Source organism: Streptomyces sp. NPDC127177, assembly GCF_042672475.1.
Taxonomy (GTDB): domain Bacteria; phylum Actinomycetota; class Actinomycetes; order Streptomycetales; family Streptomycetaceae; genus Streptomyces.
In genome coordinates, this window is record NZ_JBHXUW010000057.1 from 20,877 (window position 1) to 36,832 (window position 15,956).

The 15,956-nt window shown below is 71.8% G+C and carries 13 protein-coding genes; 4 read left to right on the forward strand and 9 right to left on the reverse strand.

Annotated features, from left to right (window positions below; translation table 11 throughout):
- Positions 1–21: 21 nt before the first annotated feature.
- The 8 genes from ACFVJX_RS28680 to eccE form a co-directional block, all read right to left on the reverse strand.
- The gene (locus ACFVJX_RS28680) at positions 22–1,017 is read right to left on the reverse strand and encodes an ABC transporter ATP-binding protein (RefSeq protein WP_384132485.1); all 996 of its coding nucleotides are present in this window, start codon (positions 1,015–1,017) and stop codon (positions 22–24) included.
- A complete protein-coding gene (locus ACFVJX_RS28685) occupies positions 1,014–2,042 on the reverse strand; it encodes an ABC transporter ATP-binding protein (protein ID WP_384132487.1) in 1,029 nt (342 codons plus the stop codon). The genes ACFVJX_RS28680 and ACFVJX_RS28685 overlap by 4 nt, the downstream gene beginning before the upstream one ends.
- Entirely contained in the window at positions 2,039–3,007 is a 969-nt protein-coding gene (locus ACFVJX_RS28690) for an ABC transporter permease (RefSeq protein ID WP_384132490.1), read from the reverse strand. Before ACFVJX_RS28690 ends, ACFVJX_RS28685 begins: the two co-directional genes overlap by 4 nt.
- A complete protein-coding gene (locus tag ACFVJX_RS28695; RefSeq protein WP_384132493.1) occupies positions 3,004–4,086 on the reverse strand; it encodes an ABC transporter permease in 1,083 nt (360 codons plus the stop codon). Before ACFVJX_RS28695 ends, ACFVJX_RS28690 begins: the two co-directional genes overlap by 4 nt.
- A 151-nt stretch (positions 4,087–4,237) precedes the next feature.
- On the reverse strand, positions 4,238–6,115 hold the full coding sequence (locus ACFVJX_RS28700; protein ID WP_384132496.1) for an ABC transporter substrate-binding protein: 1,878 nt from the start codon (positions 6,113–6,115) through the stop codon (positions 4,238–4,240).
- Between the two features lie 197 nt (positions 6,116–6,312).
- Positions 6,313–9,222 (reverse strand): SCO5717 family growth-regulating ATPase, encoded by a 2,910-nt coding sequence (locus tag ACFVJX_RS28705; protein ID WP_384132499.1) that lies wholly within the window; start codon positions 9,220–9,222, stop codon positions 6,313–6,315.
- Positions 9,223–9,514: 292 nt separating this feature from the next.
- The gene (locus tag ACFVJX_RS28710) at positions 9,515–10,237 is read right to left on the reverse strand and encodes a hypothetical protein (protein ID WP_384132502.1); all 723 of its coding nucleotides are present in this window, start codon (positions 10,235–10,237) and stop codon (positions 9,515–9,517) included.
- Positions 10,237–11,553 (reverse strand): type VII secretion protein EccE, encoded by a 1,317-nt coding sequence (eccE, locus tag ACFVJX_RS28715; RefSeq protein WP_384132505.1) that lies wholly within the window; start codon positions 11,551–11,553, stop codon positions 10,237–10,239. Before eccE ends, ACFVJX_RS28710 begins: the two co-directional genes overlap by 1 nt.
- Before the next feature lie 216 nt (positions 11,554–11,769).
- Here eccE and eccB point away from each other — a divergent pair, with 216 nt between their 5' ends.
- The 4 genes from eccB (at position 11,770) to ACFVJX_RS28735 (ending at position 15,527) form a co-directional block, all read left to right on the forward strand.
- On the forward strand, positions 11,770–13,320 hold the full coding sequence (eccB, locus tag ACFVJX_RS28720; protein ID WP_384132508.1) for a type VII secretion protein EccB: 1,551 nt from the start codon (positions 11,770–11,772) through the stop codon (positions 13,318–13,320).
- Positions 13,321–13,370: 50 nt separating this feature from the next.
- Entirely contained in the window at positions 13,371–14,678 is a 1,308-nt protein-coding gene (mycP, locus tag ACFVJX_RS28725) for a type VII secretion-associated serine protease mycosin (RefSeq protein WP_384132511.1), read from the forward strand.
- A 143-nt stretch (positions 14,679–14,821) separates the two neighbouring features.
- Entirely contained in the window at positions 14,822–15,172 is a 351-nt protein-coding gene (locus ACFVJX_RS28730) for a hypothetical protein (RefSeq protein WP_384132514.1), read from the forward strand.
- A gap of 49 nt (positions 15,173–15,221) precedes the next feature.
- The gene (locus ACFVJX_RS28735; RefSeq protein ID WP_384132517.1) at positions 15,222–15,527 is read left to right on the forward strand and encodes a WXG100 family type VII secretion target; all 306 of its coding nucleotides are present in this window, start codon (positions 15,222–15,224) and stop codon (positions 15,525–15,527) included.
- 102 nt (positions 15,528–15,629) lie between these two features.
- On the opposite strand, the gene ACFVJX_RS28740 is transcribed toward ACFVJX_RS28735, so the two are convergent.
- The gene (locus tag ACFVJX_RS28740; protein ID WP_266980877.1) at positions 15,630–15,863 is read right to left on the reverse strand and encodes a DUF397 domain-containing protein; all 234 of its coding nucleotides are present in this window, start codon (positions 15,861–15,863) and stop codon (positions 15,630–15,632) included.
- Positions 15,864–15,956: the final 93 nt, after the last annotated feature.

Genomic DNA, 15,956 nt, shown 5'->3' on the forward strand with positions numbered 1-15,956 from the left:
CCGCCACCGTGATGAAAGGCCCTAGGCCGGTGCCTGCACCGCCGCGTTGGCCCAGTGGCACGCCACCTGCGTCTCGCCGCCCCCGGCCAGCACCGGCAGATCCTTCGTGCGGCAGGCGTCCGCGACACCCGCACGCTCCGCCTCGCCCGAGGCCAGCACCTGGCAGCGCGCGTGGAAGCGGCAGCCGGACGGGATTTTGGACGGGTCCGGCGGTTCACCGGTCAGCACCACCGGATCGCCCTCCGCCTCCGGCAGCACCGACAACAGCGCCTGGGTGTAAGGGTGCCGGGGAGCCGTCAGGATCTGCTCGACGTCACCGGTCTCCACGATCCGGCCGAGGTACATCACAGCCACCCGGTCCGCGATGTTCCACGCCAGACCCAGGTCGTGCGTGACCACCAGCGCGGACAGGCCCAGTTCGTCCCTCAGCCGCAGCAGCAGCGCCAGGATCTCGCCGCGCACCGAGGCGTCCAGCGAGGCGACCGGCTCGTCGGCCACGATGAGTTCCGGTTCCAGGACCAGTGCGCCCGCGATCACGACACGTTGGCGCTGACCGCCCGACAGCTCGTGCGGGTAGCGCAGGAAGAACCGCTCCGGGGGCCGCAGCCCCGCCCGGGAGAGGGCGTTCGTCACCGCCTCCCGCTCGTCGCCGCCGTACCGGTGGATCCGCAGGCCCTCGGCCACCGCGTCGTACACCGTGTGCCGGGGGTTCAGCGAACCGCTGGGGTCCTGGAGCACCAGCTGGACCCGCTTGCGGTACGCCTTCAGCGCACGGCTCCCGTAGTCGAGCGGCTTGCCGCCGAAGGTGACCTGACCTGAGGTCGGCGGGACCAGGCCCAGCAGCGAACGGGCCAGCGTCGTCTTGCCGCAGCCGGACTCGCCGACCAGCGCGACGATCTCGCCCGGCCTGATGTCCAGGTCGACCCCGTCGACGGCGCGCGCCGGTTCGGCTCCGTGCCGGCCGGGGAAGGTGACCTGAAGCTCCTGCGCGCTGAGCAGGTCCGTGGTCGTGGTCATGATGTGCTCCTTGCTTCCTCGGCGCCCGGCAGGGCCGGGTCCGCGGCCCCGGCCGGACCCACCAGCACACAGGCGGCCTGCCGTCCGGGCCCGGCGTCCCGCAGTACCTGGTCCTGCGTGGTGCAGGAGTCCAGGGCCACCGGACAGCGCGGATGGAACGTGCAGCCGGCCGGCAGCGCCGACGGGTCCGGCGGATCGCCCGGCAGACCGCGCGGCGCGAACCGGGAGGCCGGGTCCCCGATGCGCGGGAAGGCGCCCGACAGGGCCTTGCTGTACGGGTGGGTGGCGCTCTCGTAGACCTCGGAGGCGGGCCCCTGCTCGACGACCCGTCCCGCGTACATCACCGCGAGCCGGTCGCAGGTGTCCGAGAGCACCGCCAGGTCATGGCTGATCATGATCAGACCGAGGCCCTGTTCGGAGACCAACTGCTCGATCAGGCGCAGGATCTGGGCCTGGATCATCACATCGAGGGCCGTCGTCGGCTCGTCGGCGATGATCAGCCCCGGATCGCAGGCGAGCGCCATCGCGATCATCACGCGCTGCCGCTGTCCGCCGGAGAGTTCGTGCGGATAGGCGTCCACCCGGGCGGCGGGCAGGCCCACCTGCTCCAGCAGCTCGCCGGCCCGCTTCCGGGCGGCGGTCTGGGAGGCCTTGCTGTGCAGCACGATCGGTTCGGCGATCTGGTCCCCGATGCGGTGCACCGCGTTGAGGGAGTGCATCGCGCCCTGGAAGACGATCGAGGCACCGGCCCAGCGCACGGCCCTGACCTGGCCCCACTTCATGGTGAGGACGTCCTCGCCGTTCAGCAGGATCTCACCGGAGACCTTCGTGCCGGCAGGCAGGAGGCGCAGCAGCGCCAGCGCCAGCGTCGACTTCCCGCAGCCCGACTCCCCGGCGATGCCGAGTTTCTGGCCCGCGTCGACCTCCAGGTTCACCCCGCGGACCGCACGGGCCCCGCCGGGGTACGTCACCGTGAGATCGCGTACCTGGAGAAGAGGCGTCTTGCGGATGCTCGTCGTGCTCAACGGGCCACCCCCAGCTTGGGATTGAGGACGGACTCGATGGCGCGGCCGCAGAGCGTGAACGCCAGCGCCACCAGGGCGATGGCGATTCCGGGCGGCGCCAGGTACCACCAGTCGCCGGAGCTCACCGCACCGGCCTCCCGGGCGTCCTGGAGCATGCCGCCCCAGGAGGTGATGGTCGGGTCGCCGAGGCCGAGGAAGGCCAGGGTCGCTTCGGTGAGGATCGCGCTGGAGATCACCAGCGTGGTCTGGGCGAGCACCAGCGGCATCACGTTCGGCAGGACGTGCCGGCTCATGATGTGGCCGTGTCCGCCGCCCAGCGCGCGGGCCCGCTCGATGTAGGGGCGGGACTCCACGGCGAGCGTCTGCGCCCGCACCAGCCGGGCTGTCGTCGGCCAGGTGGTGACGCCGATCGCGATGATGACCGTCCACAGGGAGCGGTCCATCACCGTGGCGAGGGCGATCGCCAGGACCAGCGTCGGCATCACCAGGAACCAGTCGGTGACCCGCATCAGGACCGTCGAGTACCAGCCGCGGAAGTGTCCGGCGAGGATGCCGACGACCGTTCCGATGGCGACGCAGAGGAAGGCCGCGAGCAGACCCACGGTCAGCGAGACGCGCGCGCCCCACACCAGCAGGGCGAGGACGCTGCGCCCGAACTGGTCGGTGCCGAGCGGGAACTCGCCGCTCGGCGACTCCAGCGCACCGCCCGGGGCGGATGTGACGCTCTGCGAGTCGCCGCCGACCAGTGCCGGGGCGAACAGGGCGGTCAGTCCGATCAGGATGAGCCCGGCGAGGCCCCACAGGCCGCCCGGGTGCTTGCGGTACTCGCGCCAGAAACGGGCCATCGAGCGGCGCTTGCGGGCCCGCGCCAGTGCGCGCGGACTCTTGGCAGCGGTGGTGCCGGACCCTTCCGGCGTGGGCTTCTCGGCCTCGGGCGTGGATGCGGGCATGGATTCGGTCGTCATCGGCCCACCCGGGGATCGAGCAGCGGATACAGCACGTCGGCCAGGGTGTTCGCCAGGATCACCGCGGTGGCGAAGACGAAGAACAGCCCTTGGACGAGTGGCAGGTCGGGGACGCTGAGTCCCTGGTAGAAGAGGCCGCCCAGGCCGGGCCAGGAGAACACGGTCTCGACCAGGATCTGTCCGGCGACCACATGGCCCAGGTTGACGAACATCAGCGTGAAGGTCGGCAGCATCGCGTTGGGCACGGCGTGCTTGCGGCGTACCGCGTCGTCGCGGAGCCCCTTCGCGCGGGCCGTCGTCAGATAGTCGCTGCCCATCTCGTCGAGCAGCGAGGAGCGCATCACCAGGAGCGTCTGCGCGTAGCCGACCGCGACCAGCGTGATCACCGGGAGCACCATGTGGTGCGCGACATCGAGGACGTAGGCGAAGCCGGTCTCGTTGCCGGACTCCAGACCGCCGGTCGGGAACATCCCCGGGATCGGTCCGATGCCCACCGAGAAGACGATGATCAGGAGCAGGCCGAGCCAGAACGCCGGCACCGAGTAGAGGGTGAGCGCGAGCGCGGTGTTGAACCGGTCGCTCGCGGAGCCGTTGCGCCAGGCGGTACGGGTGCCCAGCCAGATGCCGAGCGCGCTGTAGAGGACGTACGCCGTGCCCGTGAGCAGCAGTGTCGCCGGCAGCGCCTCGATGATCTTGTCCATCACCGGGGCGTGGAACTGGTACGAGGTACCGAAGTCGCCGGTGAGCGCGTCCCCCACGTAGGAGGTGAACTGCTTCCACATCGGCTGGTCGAGGCCGAACTGGTGACGCAGTGAATCGAGCTGTTCGGCGGAGACGCGACGGCCGCCCGTCATCTGCTTCACCGGGTCGCTGGGAATGAGCCGGAAGAGGAAGAAGCTGGTGACCAGAACGGCGAACAGCGAGACGGCCGCGCCGGCGATCTTGGCGGCCACATAGGTGAGATAGGCCTTGGTGTTGCGCGCCCGTGGGCCGCGGGCGGCCGACGGACCGGCGGGGGCCGGACCGTCCGTATCCGCATCCGTCTGTTTCACGAGCGCCGGAGTGCTGTCAGCTGTCATGGGGAACTCTCGTTACTCGTGCTGCGCTTAGACCGGCCGGCCATCGGGGGCGGTCCCGGAGGGGCCGGCCGGCGGGGCCGTACCGCTCGGGCCCCGCCGGCCGCTCCCTCTCGTTCCCGTCCGCGGAGATGGCCCACGGTCCATGGAACTACTACTCGCGGTCGTCCGCGGTGGTACGACGCCGCCTCATGAGGAGGAATCCGCCACCTGCCAGGACCACGACGACGACCACGATGCCGATGACGACCCCGGTGGAACCCGAGCCGCTGTCGCTGTCCGTGCCGTCGCCGCTGCCCGCCGGTACGGCCGACCACCAGCTCCAGTAGCCGTCCTGGCCGTAGATGTTCCCGGCCGCCTCGGGCATGGTCGAGATCGACTTGATCTGGTCGGTGCGGTACGCCTCGACCGCGTTCGGGTACGCGATGACGTTCATGTACCCGGAGTCGTACAGCCAGGACTGCATCTGCTTGACGATGTCCGCCCGCTTGGCCGGGTCGTACTCGGCGAGCTGCTTCTTGTACAGCTCGTCGTACGTCTTGTCGCAGATGAAGTCGTCCGTGGAGGCGCTTTCCTTGGCCTTGACCGGAAGGGCGGCGCAGGTGTGGATGCCGAGGACGAAGTCCGGGTCCGGGTTGACGGACCAGCCGTCGAAGGCCAGGTCGTACTCACCGGCGAACCAGGGCACGGAGACGTCGTCGAGGCAGTCGACCTTGAGGCCGATGCCGAGCTTGCCCCACCACTCCTTGAGGTACTTGCCGATCGCCTTGTCGTTCGGGTCCGTGGCGTGGCAGAGGATGCGCAGGTCGAGCGGCTTGCCGTCCTTGCCGACGCGCTGGTCACCCTTGAGCTTGTAGCCCGCCTGGTCCAGGAGCTGGGCCGCCTTGCCGGGGTCGTAGCCCAGCTTCTGACCGGCGGACGGCTGCCAGAAGTACGTGGAGAAGCGCGGCGGGATGTAGCCCTGCCCCTCGACGGCGTCGCCCTGGAAGACCTTGTCGATGATGGTCTTGCGGTCGATGGACAGGAAGAGCGCCTGACGGACCTTCTGGTCCTGAAGCGCCTTGTTGCCGTTGCCGAACTTCTTGCCGTCCTTGGTCTGCGCGCCCGGGTTGGTGGCCAGGGCGAAGAAGCGGCGGCCGGGGCCGTCGTTGACCTTGACGTTCTTCTCGCCCTTGAGCGAGGCGGCCTGGGCGGGGGTCAGCGACGGCGAACCGGCGACGAAGCTGACCTCACCCTTGCGGAGGGCGGCGACCGCGGCGTCCTGGTCCTTGTAGGTCTTGAAGACGACCTCGTCGAACTTGGGCGAACCGCGCCAGAAGTCCTTGTTGGCCTTCAGCTTCACGTACTGGTCGACCTTGTAGTCGGTCAGGATGAAGGGACCGTTGCCCACGATCGGGAACTTCGTGTCGTTGTTGAACTTCGAGAAGTCACCGACCTTCTCCCAGACGTGCTTCGGGACGATCGGGACGTCGAGCGCGGCCATGGTGGCCTGCGGCTCCTTGAGCTCGATGACCAGCTTCGTGGGGCTGGGAGCCGTGACCTTCTTGAAGTTGGTGACGAAGCTGCCGTTGGACTGGGCGGCGCCCTCGTCGGTCATGATCTTGTTGAACGTCCACGCCGCGTCCTCGGCGGTGGCCTGCTGACCGTCGGACCACTTGGAGTTGGACCGGATGGTGTACGTCCACGTCAGCTTGTCCGCGGACGCCTTCCACTCGGTGGCGAGGCCCGGGATCGCGTGGTTGTCCTTGACGTCGTAGTTCGTCAGGAAGTCGTACATGAGCCGGGAGACGCTGGTGCTCAGCAGCTTCTGGGCGAGGAACGGGCTCAGGGAGTCGACGCTCTGCGCGACCGCGACGGTCAGTGTCGTCTTGCCGCTGTCTGCGGCCTGTGCCTGCTGGGGCGCGGCGGCCCCGAGAGGGACCCCCGGCACGACGGACGCGGCTGCGAGCCCGAGGGCGGCGGCACCGGCGGCCAGGAGCAAACGCAGACGTGAGCGTGGCTGGGCGGCGTGTGGTGGAACTCTTTCGACCATGGTCAGGGACCTCGCGTCATGACTCGCACGGAGAAGGCGGGTTGATCTGTGGATCGCCAGCTGGTGAAGCGAAGGTTTATCAGCGGTGGTCGAGCCGCGTCAACGGTCATCGAAACGGCGTGTGGGCTGCGGGAATGCCCAGAGGGCCCGCATCGTGAAGACGATGCGGACCCTCATTGGTTTAGACCTCTGCCGCCTTACTGCTGAGGCGCTGGCGGCGGCTGCTGCTGCCACCCCGCGGGCGGGACGGGGCCCTGCAGTTCGGGATGTGCCGGCTGCCCAGGTTGTCCCGGCTGACCCGGCTGACCTGGCTGTCCGCCGTGCTGCTGCGGCGAGGGCGGGCCGGCCGGGTTGGGGTGCTGCTGCGCCTGCGGGGGCTGCTGCTGCCAGCCCTGCCCGGCGCCGGGGCCCGGCTGCGGGGGATAGGGCTGCTGCCCCTGCTGACCGCCGTACGGCTGCTGGGGCGGGTACGGCCGACCCGGCTGCTGGGGCTGCTGGGGTGCGTACGGCTGCTGTCCCGGCACCTGCTGTCCCGGCACCTGCTGTCCCGGCATCGGCGGGGCGTACTGCGGCGGCTGGTTGCCACCGTTCGACGTCCACAGCCCCTGCTGCTGCTGGGCTCGCGCGAAGTCCTCGGCGACGAGGGCGGAGAGGTGGAAGTACGCGTCCCGGGTCTTCGGGCGCATCATGTCGAGATCCACCTCGGCACCGGCCGACAGGTGCTCGTCGAACGGGACGACGACCACGCCGCGGCAGCGCGTCTCGAAGTGCTGCACGATGTCGTCGACCTTGATCATCTTGCCGGTCTCGCGGACCCCGGAGATGACCGTGAGGGACCGCTGCACCAGGTCGGCGTAGCCGTGCGCGGACAGCCAGTCCAGCGTGGTGGAGGCACTTGACGCACCGTCGACCGACGGGGTGGAGATGATGATCAGCTGGTCGGCGAGGTCCAGTACACCGCGCATCGCGCTGTAGAGGAGACCGGTGCCGGAGTCGGTGAGGATGATGGGGTACTGCTTGCCCAGCACCTCGATCGCGCGCCGGTAGTCCTCGTCGTTGAACGTGGTGGAGACGGCCGGGTCCACGTCGTTGGCGATGATCTCCAGACCGGAGGGCGCCTGCGAGGTGAACCGCCGGATGTCCATGTACGAGTTGAGGTGCGGGATCGCGTGCACCAGGTCCCGGATGGTCGCGCCGGTTTCCCGCCGGACCCGGCGGCCCAGCGTGCCGGCGTCCGGGTTGGCGTCGATGGCGAGGATCTTGTCCTGCCGTTCGGTGGCCAGCGTGGAGCCGAGCGCGGTGGTCGTCGTGGTCTTGCCCACGCCGCCCTTGAGGCTGATCACCGCGATCCGGTAGCAGGAGAGCACCGGGGTGCGGATCAGCTCCAGCTTGCGCTGCCGCTCGGCCTCCTCCTTCTTGCCGCCCAGCTTGAAACGGGAGGCGCCGGACGGCGTACGGCTGCTCTTGGCCTTCTGCTTGCCGCGGACCAGCCGGTCGGACGAGAGCTCGACGGCGGCCGTGTAACCCAGTGGGGCACCCGGCACCGAACGCTCGCGCTGGTCGTGGGTGACCGGAGTGGGCCACGCGGCTCCGGTACGGGGGTCGACGGGCGCCCCCTGCGGCGGGAGCTGCTGCTGCGGCTGTCCTTGCTGCTGGGGGGTGACCTGCGCGGGCAGGTTCGGGGTGCCCTGGGCCGGCGGCGGGGGGCCCTGGGGGAATCCGTAACCGCTCTGTGGCTGCTGGTACTGCTGCGGCGGCTGAGGCGCGGCCGGCGGCAGCGCGGCGCCCTGCTGCTGCGCGGGCCACTGCGGTGCCTGTGGTGTCTGCGGCGGCTGGGGCTGGGATGCCTGCGGCGCCTCGGGGGCGGGCTGCTGCGGGAGCTGCGCCGGGAGCGGGGCTCCGGGCAGGGCCTGCTGCGGAGCCGGGGGCTGTTGCGGGAAGCCGTAGCCCGCCTGCGGCGCGGGTGCGGGCGCTGCCGGCTGGTCGGGCTGCTGCGGGAACGCGGGCGGCTGAGCGCTCTGCGGCGCCGGGGGCGGCGGCGTCTGAGGCGTCTGCGGTGCGGGAGGGGTCTGCGGGAATCCGTAGCCGCTCGGCGTCTCGTTCGCCGGGGGCTGGGGCCGTCCCGGCCACTGCGAGACCGGCTGCGGTGCGGAGGGCTGCGGCGCCGCGGGCTGGAAGGCGGGCGGCAGCGGCGGCAGTCCGCCCTGCGGCGGGCCCGGCGTCCAGGGGGCCGGAGCCGCGTCCTGCGGTGCGTCGGCGGGCGGCGCCGCGTCCGGCACGGCGTCCGAGGGGACGGAGTCGGCGGGCTCGTCGTCCTGCGGGGCGCTGTCGTCGTCGGAGTCGGCGCCGCTCGCCGCGTCGGCGGGGACCTCGTCCGTCGAGGAGTCACCGGGGAAGGCGTCGCCGGCTGCCGCGGACGCGGAGTCGGACGACGGAACGGAATCGGCGGGGACCGCGTCGGCCGGGACCGCGTGGGCAGGGGTCCAATCCGACAGTGCCGGACCGGCGTCGTGGGCCTCGCCGGCCCCGTCCCGCTCGCCGTCCGCATCCGAGTCCGTGCCGGCGTCGGCGGCCTCCACGTCCGCCGCGTCGTCAGCGGCTCCGTCGGAGCCCGGCGCCGCGCTCTGCGCGTCACCGGCCCCGCTGCCCTCACCGCTCGCCGCGGCAGCCTCGCGCTCGGCGATCTCCCGCTTCAGCGCGGCGGACGAGAACCGCATGGTCGCGCCGCTCTCCACATCGCCGCTCCCGAACGGATCGGCCGCACCGCCCGCATCCGCCGCCTCCGGCGTCGGGTAGGAGGAGCCCGTGTGGACCGGCGTCACCGGGGGAGCCGGGGCCGGGGCGGGCGGCGCCGGGGCCCAGCTGGGCTCGAAACCGCCGTCGGCCGGCAGCCCGGGCATGGGCAGCGGTGCTCCGTTGGGCGGCGGGGGCGGTGCCAGATGCGACCCCGCGCCGCCCGAGGAGTCGCCCGACGCGTTCTGCGTGTACCAGGCGGGCGGGGTGTAGTCGATGGTGAACTCACCCGTCATCTCGGCGGGCTCCGCGTCGGACGATTCGTCGACGGGCTTCTCCCAGTCCCCGCGCATCTCGTCCCGATCGCCGTTCACTTTGCCTCCTGGTGTGGTCGAGCACCCTTGTGCCGTGGTGGGTGGGTGCGAACCGCCCGGCTCTCCCCCTGGTACGCGCATCGCATGCCCGCAGGTCTTCTGCCGCGTCCGGACCCACCCTAATCGCCATCGGGCTCGGCACGGCAGGCCGTACGGCACCGCGAGCGCTGTCCCGTACGTCACGTACTGCCCCCAAGTGAACTGACTACGGCAGAGAGTGAAGGGGAAAGCGGTCAAACGGGCACATCTGCGCAAGGAAACCTGAACAATTCGCACACGTCCCGCGGTGGTGTCAGTCCATCCGGCGTGCGCTGCCCAACAGGCCCGATTCGGCATCGGTCGCCCGGGTCATCGCGAACCGCCGGTCCCGCCGCGTGCACCAGAGGGTGACCCCGTCCGTCAGGGTCGACAGGGCCCGGGTGTCCCCGGCGGGCAGACGCATGAGCTGTCCGACCTGTGCGGCTTCGTCGGGAGATACCCGTTGAATTCCGACCAGTGACGATTTCTCCATCAACCCCGGTGCGGTCGGGCTCAGATACGGCAGCAGCGTCACCACCGACTGCCACGGCCCGGACGACACCCGTCCACGCGGAGGCCCTATGCCGCAGTCCCGCACCACGACGACCGGCGAACCCGCGGTGGCACCCTGCGCGGGCACCCGGCCCACCTCGTGCAGCGAGATGCACGGCTGACCGCCGCCCGCGGCCTGCGCCAGGTTCGTCCAGGACCGGGCCCGCCCCGTCTCGACCACGATCCGGGCACCGGTGGCGGCCGCCCGCAACGCGAGCACCTGGGCCGTCCACAGTCCGCCGATCAGTGTGACGTCGTACGCAGTGGGCCGGTTGATGCCGATCACCGCCGGGCGCCCCTCGCCGTCCACACCGATCACCACGCCGTCGTCGCCGACGGGCAGTGCCAGTGAGGCGAGTTGTTCGGGCCCGACGGTGTGCCGGGCCCGGCGCGGACCGGCGGGTCCGAAGCCGAACCGGCCAGGACGACGCGCGATGACGGACATCAGCGGGTACCCCCGAGCGGAAGCGTGGCGAGCGCGCCGGGCAGCTGTTCGCGGTCGAGCCGCACCAGCGACATCCGCACCCCGCGTGCGGTCCGCTCCAACTCATGGCGGGCGGCCAGCAGTTCCCCGTCGCTGCGACCGGTGATCCGGACGTGGCCGGTGATCAGGGTCCCCTGCCGGTCGCCGTGCCCCAGCGTGAGGCTGAACGTCGTGGCCAGCGCCGGGACCGACGTGAGCAGTGCGACGAGCTGCGGCAGCGATGCACCGCCGGCCCCCAGCCGCGGCCAGCGGCGCACCCAGTAGGTGGTGTGCCAACGGTCGTCGCAACGCCAAGTGCGCGAGGTCTCCCGGGTGCGGCGGGCGGCCGGACCGGACCGGCCGGCCCGCTCGGTGGCCGAAGGACTGGCGCAGGCGGAGGTGGCGATCGCCGAGTGCAGCTCCTGTTCCGTCAGCACGGTCGCGCCGAGCCCCGCCCCCGTCAGCCTGCCGGCGAGCTGGTCGGCCGTGCGCACCAGGCACCTCTGCGCGCCGGTGAGACCGCCGCCCCGCGCCCGCACGGCGTCCGGGCAGAGCTCCGGGTCGAGCTTGAGCGCGATCCAGGTGATGCGGACCGCGGGGGTGCCCGTCTGCGCCTGGAGGGGCGCGTAGTTGCGTGCCGCGACGGACTGCTCCGGCAGGTGCGGCGCGGGAGCGGGCTGGGTGTGCTGCACGATCTGCGCCGACTCCAGCCGGATGCCGTCGACGTCCATGGCGTCCCTGACGAGCGGGAGGGGCAGCGGCCGCGCGGAGCGGTCCGGCCGCAGCGCGGTGGCGTCCGACTCGATCCGGAGCACGGCCGTCAGATACGTACCGTCGCCGATCATCCCGACCGGCCGCCGGTCGCGGTCACTGAACGAGCAGGTGCGCAGGCCCGGTTCACACTCCACCGCCGGTGCGAGACCCGGATCAGTTCCCGCGGGCGGCACGGTGGACGCGGCCCTGCGGGTACGGGCACGCAGCGCGAGGACCGTGCGCAGCCACGCGGGGAGCGAACGGCGGCGCCTGCGCACGACGGCGAGCAGTACGAGTGCCGTGGCCACCACCGCGGCCGGGGCCAGCAACAGGGGATCGACGACCCAGGCGCACAGCAGCAGCGCGGCGGCGATCTCCAACAGCACGAGCTGTTGCAGTCGGAACGATTCGAACGCTCCGCCCGGTCCGCCCGGCCGCGCACCCGCCCCGCCGGGCCCCGGAGCGCGGGCCGGAACGCCGGGTCCGGGGGCTCCGGGCGGTGGTGCGTCCACGGGCGGAGGTGTCCGTGTCGCGGAAGCCGTCATCGCGGCGCCCCCCTGTCAGTCCGGGCCCCAACTCGGCCCGTGCCACGCCTCTTCCGCCGACCGTTCCGGCGGCTGGATCACCCTACCCGGCCCGCGGGACCCCACCGGCGACAGGCATAGTAGGGGGCCGGTCCGGCGGGCAGCGGCCCGGTGCGGGGCGTCGGGTGCGGCCGCTCATGACGGCCTGCGGGGAGAGCACGGGAGACGGACGGACTCATGGCATCGCGGCGGGACGAGCTCAACGCGTACACGTTCGCGAAGAGGCGCATGGTGGCTGCTTTCCTCCGGCCCTCGCCCACCGGCTCGGACGAGGGCGCCCCGCGCCCGCTGCGCGCCGTCCTGCCGAGCGTGGTCGCCGGCGCCCTGATCCTCGCGGGCTTCGGCGCCGTCGGCATGTTCAGCCCGGCGGCACCCGTGGGCTGGGACCGGCCCGGCACCCACGTCATCGTCGGCAAGGACTCGACCACCCGCTACGTCGTGCTCCACACCGGCCGGGGCAAGGACCGGAAGACGCTGCTGCACCCGGTGCTGAACCTCGCATCCGCCAGGCTGCTGCTCACCCCCCGGGACTACGGCGTCGTGCAGGTCGACGACGACATCCTGGACGCGGGGAAGCCGCCGCGCGGACCGGTGCTCGGCATCCCGTACGCCCCCGACCGGTTGCCCGAGGCCGGGGACGCGGGCACCGCCAAGCGCTGGGCCGTGTGCGTACAGCCGGGCGGCAAGGGCAACACCGTGCAGAAGGCCGCCTTCGTCCTCGCGGAGCGGGACAGCGGGCTGATGGACGGCGCGAACAGGCTCACCGGCGGTCAGGTGCTCTACGTCAGGGGACAGGACCGGACCCGCTACCTCGTCGACGCGCGCGGCACCAAGTACCGCATCGACGAGAGCGCCGCCGACCTCGGCCATCTGACCGGCGCCCTCGTCGGCGGCGCCCGGCCGCAGCCCGTCACCGACGACTGGCTGGCCACCCTGCACGACGGCAGCCCGATCGCCTTCCCCCGGATCCCCGGCGATGTCGGTGCCCCGGCGCACGTCGAAGGCCGGCTCTCCGAGCAGGAGAACCGGATCGGCACCGTGCTGCGGACCAGGAACGGCGAGGGCACCGCGTACTACGTGGTCCTGCGTGGGAGGGCCCTGCCGGTCTCCGAGTTCACCGCCTGGCTGCTGATCAACTCCCCGCAGACCGCCGCCCTCGATCTGGACGGCGAGGCGCGTGCCGTCGGGCTGCAGGACTTCGTGCCCGACCGTGAACCCTTCGTCGGCCAGGCCGCGCACTGGCCGGCGCACCGTGCCGACCGGATCGGCACCACCGACACCGGGGGCTCCGGCCGCGACACCGTGTGCAGCGTGCTGCGCTCGACGGACGACAACGGCCGTACGACGCTGAGCACCTGGGCGGGCACCTCGTACCCCGCCTCCGTCGGAGCCGGCGGCACGAGCACCTACGTCACCCCGGGGAGCGGCCTGCTCTACACCCAGATCCGGGGCCGGCGGACCGGAGCGGACGGATCACTCTTCCTGGTGACCGACACCGGACTGCGGTACGCGGTTCAGGCGAACGGCGGCAGTGGTGCGGGCAGCTCCGGAACCGGCACCGGTGACGCGGCGAACGGGCGGTCCGGCCGGCCCGGACCCGGCGAGGCGCAGATCCGGCTCGGGTACGAGAAGGTGACGCCGGCGCTCGTCCCGATCGAGTGGTCGGACTTCCTGGCCAAGGGCCCCGGGCTCGACACCGACAGCGCTCGCCGGCCCCAGGGTTCCTGACGGGCCCGGGGCGGAGCGGCGACGAGAAGGAGCACGGGGGAGACCGGACGATGCCGTACCGCAAGAGCGCACTGCCGTACCGCAAGAAGGCACTGCTGACGGCCGCTGCGGCAGCGGCCCTGGCCGCGCTCGCCGGCCCGCAGACCGCGCTCGCCGGCCCGCAGACCGTGTACGCCGGCCCGCAGACCGTGTACGCCGGTCCGCATACCGCGCTCGCCGGTCCGGGCCCGGACGACCTGGGCATAGACGGCAGCGGCGTATGCACGTTCCCGATGGAGAAGCAGTTCGAGGGCCGTCCCTGGCCGCTCCAACGCGTGCTCCTGGACGAGTTGTGGCAGGACACCCGGGGCAAGGGCGTCCGGGTCGCCGTCATCGACACCGGGGTGGACGACAGCAATCCGCAGCTCACCTCGGCCGTGGACGCCTCCGCGGGGGCCGACTACCTCCGGGGCGGCGCCACCGACGGCACCGTCGACGAGGTCGGTCACGGCACCAAGGTGGCCGGCATCATCGCCGCCCGCCCCCGCCGCGGCACCGGGTTCGTCGGCCTGGCCCCCGAGGCCGTCATCATCCCGATCCGCCAGAACGACGAGAAGAACAGCGGCCGGGACACCACGATGGCCGCCGCGATCGACCACGCGATCGCCGAGGGGGCCGACGTCATCAACATCTCCCAGGACACCAGCAGGCCGCTCACCGCCGACTCCGTACTGGGCCGGGCGGTCGCCAAGGCGGTGGGCAAGGACATCGTGGTGGTCGCCTCCGCGGGGAACAACGGAATGGACGGCCGGCCGGGGCGCACCTATCCGGCCGCCTTCGACGGCGTCCTCGCCGTCGGCGCCTCCGACCGCAACAACGAACGCGCCCCCTTCTCCCAGGCGGGGGAGTTCGTGGGGGTCGCCGCCCCCGGAGTCGACGTCGTCTCCACCGTCCCCGGCGGCGGCCAGTGCGCCGACAACGGCACCAGCTTCTCCGCGCCCTACGTCAGCGGGGTCGCCGCGCTGATGCGCGCCAGGTACCCGCACTGGACGGCGGCGCAGATCGTCGCCCGGATCGAACAGACCGCCGAGCGCTCGGTCAACGGGCACGACGACTACGTCGGCTGGGGTGTCGTCGACCCGGTGCGCGCGCTGTCCGGCGACGACACCCCGCAGGACGCGCCCCGCCCGGACCCGCCGCCCACCGCCGCCCAGGCACCCGACCCCGCGCACCTGTCGATGGCGGGGACACCGCAGGAACGGGACAAGCGGTACGCGGCCTACGCCCTGGCGGTCGCCGCGGTACTCGTCGGCCTGGTCGCCGGCACCGCGACGGTCGTGCGCGACGTCCGGAGGCGCCGGGGCCCGCGCTCCGGCTGAGAGGGGCATCAAGGGTACTCCCCACGCAAAAGCCGCAGCCGGGGAGGGATGGTGAAATGGCTAGGCTGATACGGGAATTCACCTACCGGATACCTGGCCGCGTCCGGCGGACAGGTCCCTGAACCGAGAGACAGGACCTCCGGATGACCAACCCCGCAGGCGGCTTCGGACTTGCCGACGATCCGATCGTCCAGGCCAAGAACAAGATCATCAACACCGCCGAGGCAGTGTCCAGACAGTCCAGGGAGCTGGCCGACATCCTCGCCACGGCCGGTGCGGGCTGGACCGGCGTCGGCGCATCGGGGTTCACGTCCGCACAGCTCGTGATCAACGAGGACCACGACGGGATCCGCCGCCTCCTCAACGTGCTGCACAACGCCGTGGGCACCACCAAGAACCTCAGCAACGCCAACGACGAGGAGGTCCGCGCGGCCTTCAACTCGGTGAAGGAACCGGCCGCCCCGGCCGGCACCTCCGGGCTGAACGGCGTCTGAGCCGCACCGCCGCACACCTTCCGCCACAGCGAGCCAGAGGAGAGACCGGATGGGTCACGACCCGCACACCAAGGTCAGGTACGAGAGCGTCCAGGAGATGGCGAACCGCATCCGCGCGGTGTCGCGGAACATCTGCCGCGACCTCGAGGAGATGGACACCGCGCTCAAGGTCGTCACCGACACCTGGGACGGTGAGGCGCACCGCGAGTACGTGACGCTCCAGAACAAGTACCGCGGCAGGGCCGATGACATGAAGAGCCGGCTGGAACAGGTCGCGAGGATCGTCGAGACCGGCAAGGACCACTACCGGTCCACGGACCTGAAGTCCTCCCGCCTGTTCACCGAGGCGTACTGAGGGCCGGGCCGCACGGACACCACGGGGGCGGCACGCACGGCCATGGGCACGTTCACCCGAACGTGCCCATTGTGCGTAGCGCCGCGGTGCCCCGTCGCGCCGCTACGTGAGGTCGAACTCGCCGTCCCTGGCACCCAGTACGAACGCGCGCCACTCGGCCTCGGTGTAACGCAGTACGGTCTCCGGATCCAGCGAGGACCTCATCGCGACGGCCCCGCCCGGCAGATGCGCGATCTCGACCCGTTCCTCGGCGTCCTCGGTGCCCGGCGCGCTCAGCCATTCCACCCCCGAGATGTCGAGTGCGTACAGCTCGTCCTTCTCCGCCTGCGTGCCCATCGTCAAGGGTTCCTCTCCGTACGTGGCTCTGTACGGCACGGTACAGGGCCCGTCCCGACGAGGGATCCCGTCACCGATTCCGCAGCGCGGGGC

What these genes read in the sequence shown, in the direction of transcription:
- ACFVJX_RS28680 (WP_384132485.1), bottom strand. Translation starts at nt 1,017, where the DNA reads ATGACCACGACCACGGACCTGCTCAGCGCGCAGGAGCTTCAGGTCACC.
- ACFVJX_RS28690 (WP_384132490.1), bottom strand. Translation starts at nt 3,007, where the DNA reads ATGACGACCGAATCCATGCCCGCATCCACGCCCGAGGCCGAGAAGCCC.
- ACFVJX_RS28695 (WP_384132493.1), bottom strand. Translation starts at nt 4,086, where the DNA reads ATGACAGCTGACAGCACTCCGGCGCTCGTGAAACAGACGGATGCGGAT.
- ACFVJX_RS28700 (WP_384132496.1), bottom strand. Translation starts at nt 6,115, where the DNA reads ATGGTCGAAAGAGTTCCACCACACGCCGCCCAGCCACGCTCACGTCTG.
- ACFVJX_RS28710 (WP_384132502.1), bottom strand. Translation starts at nt 10,237, where the DNA reads ATGTCCGTCATCGCGCGTCGTCCTGGCCGGTTCGGCTTCGGACCCGCC.
- eccE (WP_384132505.1), bottom strand. Translation starts at nt 11,553, where the DNA reads ATGACGGCTTCCGCGACACGGACACCTCCGCCCGTGGACGCACCACCG.
- eccB (WP_384132508.1), top strand. Translation starts at nt 11,770, where the DNA reads ATGGCATCGCGGCGGGACGAGCTCAACGCGTACACGTTCGCGAAGAGG.
- mycP (WP_384132511.1), top strand. Translation starts at nt 13,371, where the DNA reads ATGCCGTACCGCAAGAGCGCACTGCCGTACCGCAAGAAGGCACTGCTG.
- ACFVJX_RS28730 (WP_384132514.1), top strand. Translation starts at nt 14,822, where the DNA reads ATGACCAACCCCGCAGGCGGCTTCGGACTTGCCGACGATCCGATCGTC.
- ACFVJX_RS28735 (WP_384132517.1), top strand. Translation starts at nt 15,222, where the DNA reads ATGGGTCACGACCCGCACACCAAGGTCAGGTACGAGAGCGTCCAGGAG.
- ACFVJX_RS28740 (WP_266980877.1), bottom strand. Translation starts at nt 15,863, where the DNA reads ATGGGCACGCAGGCGGAGAAGGACGAGCTGTACGCACTCGACATCTCG.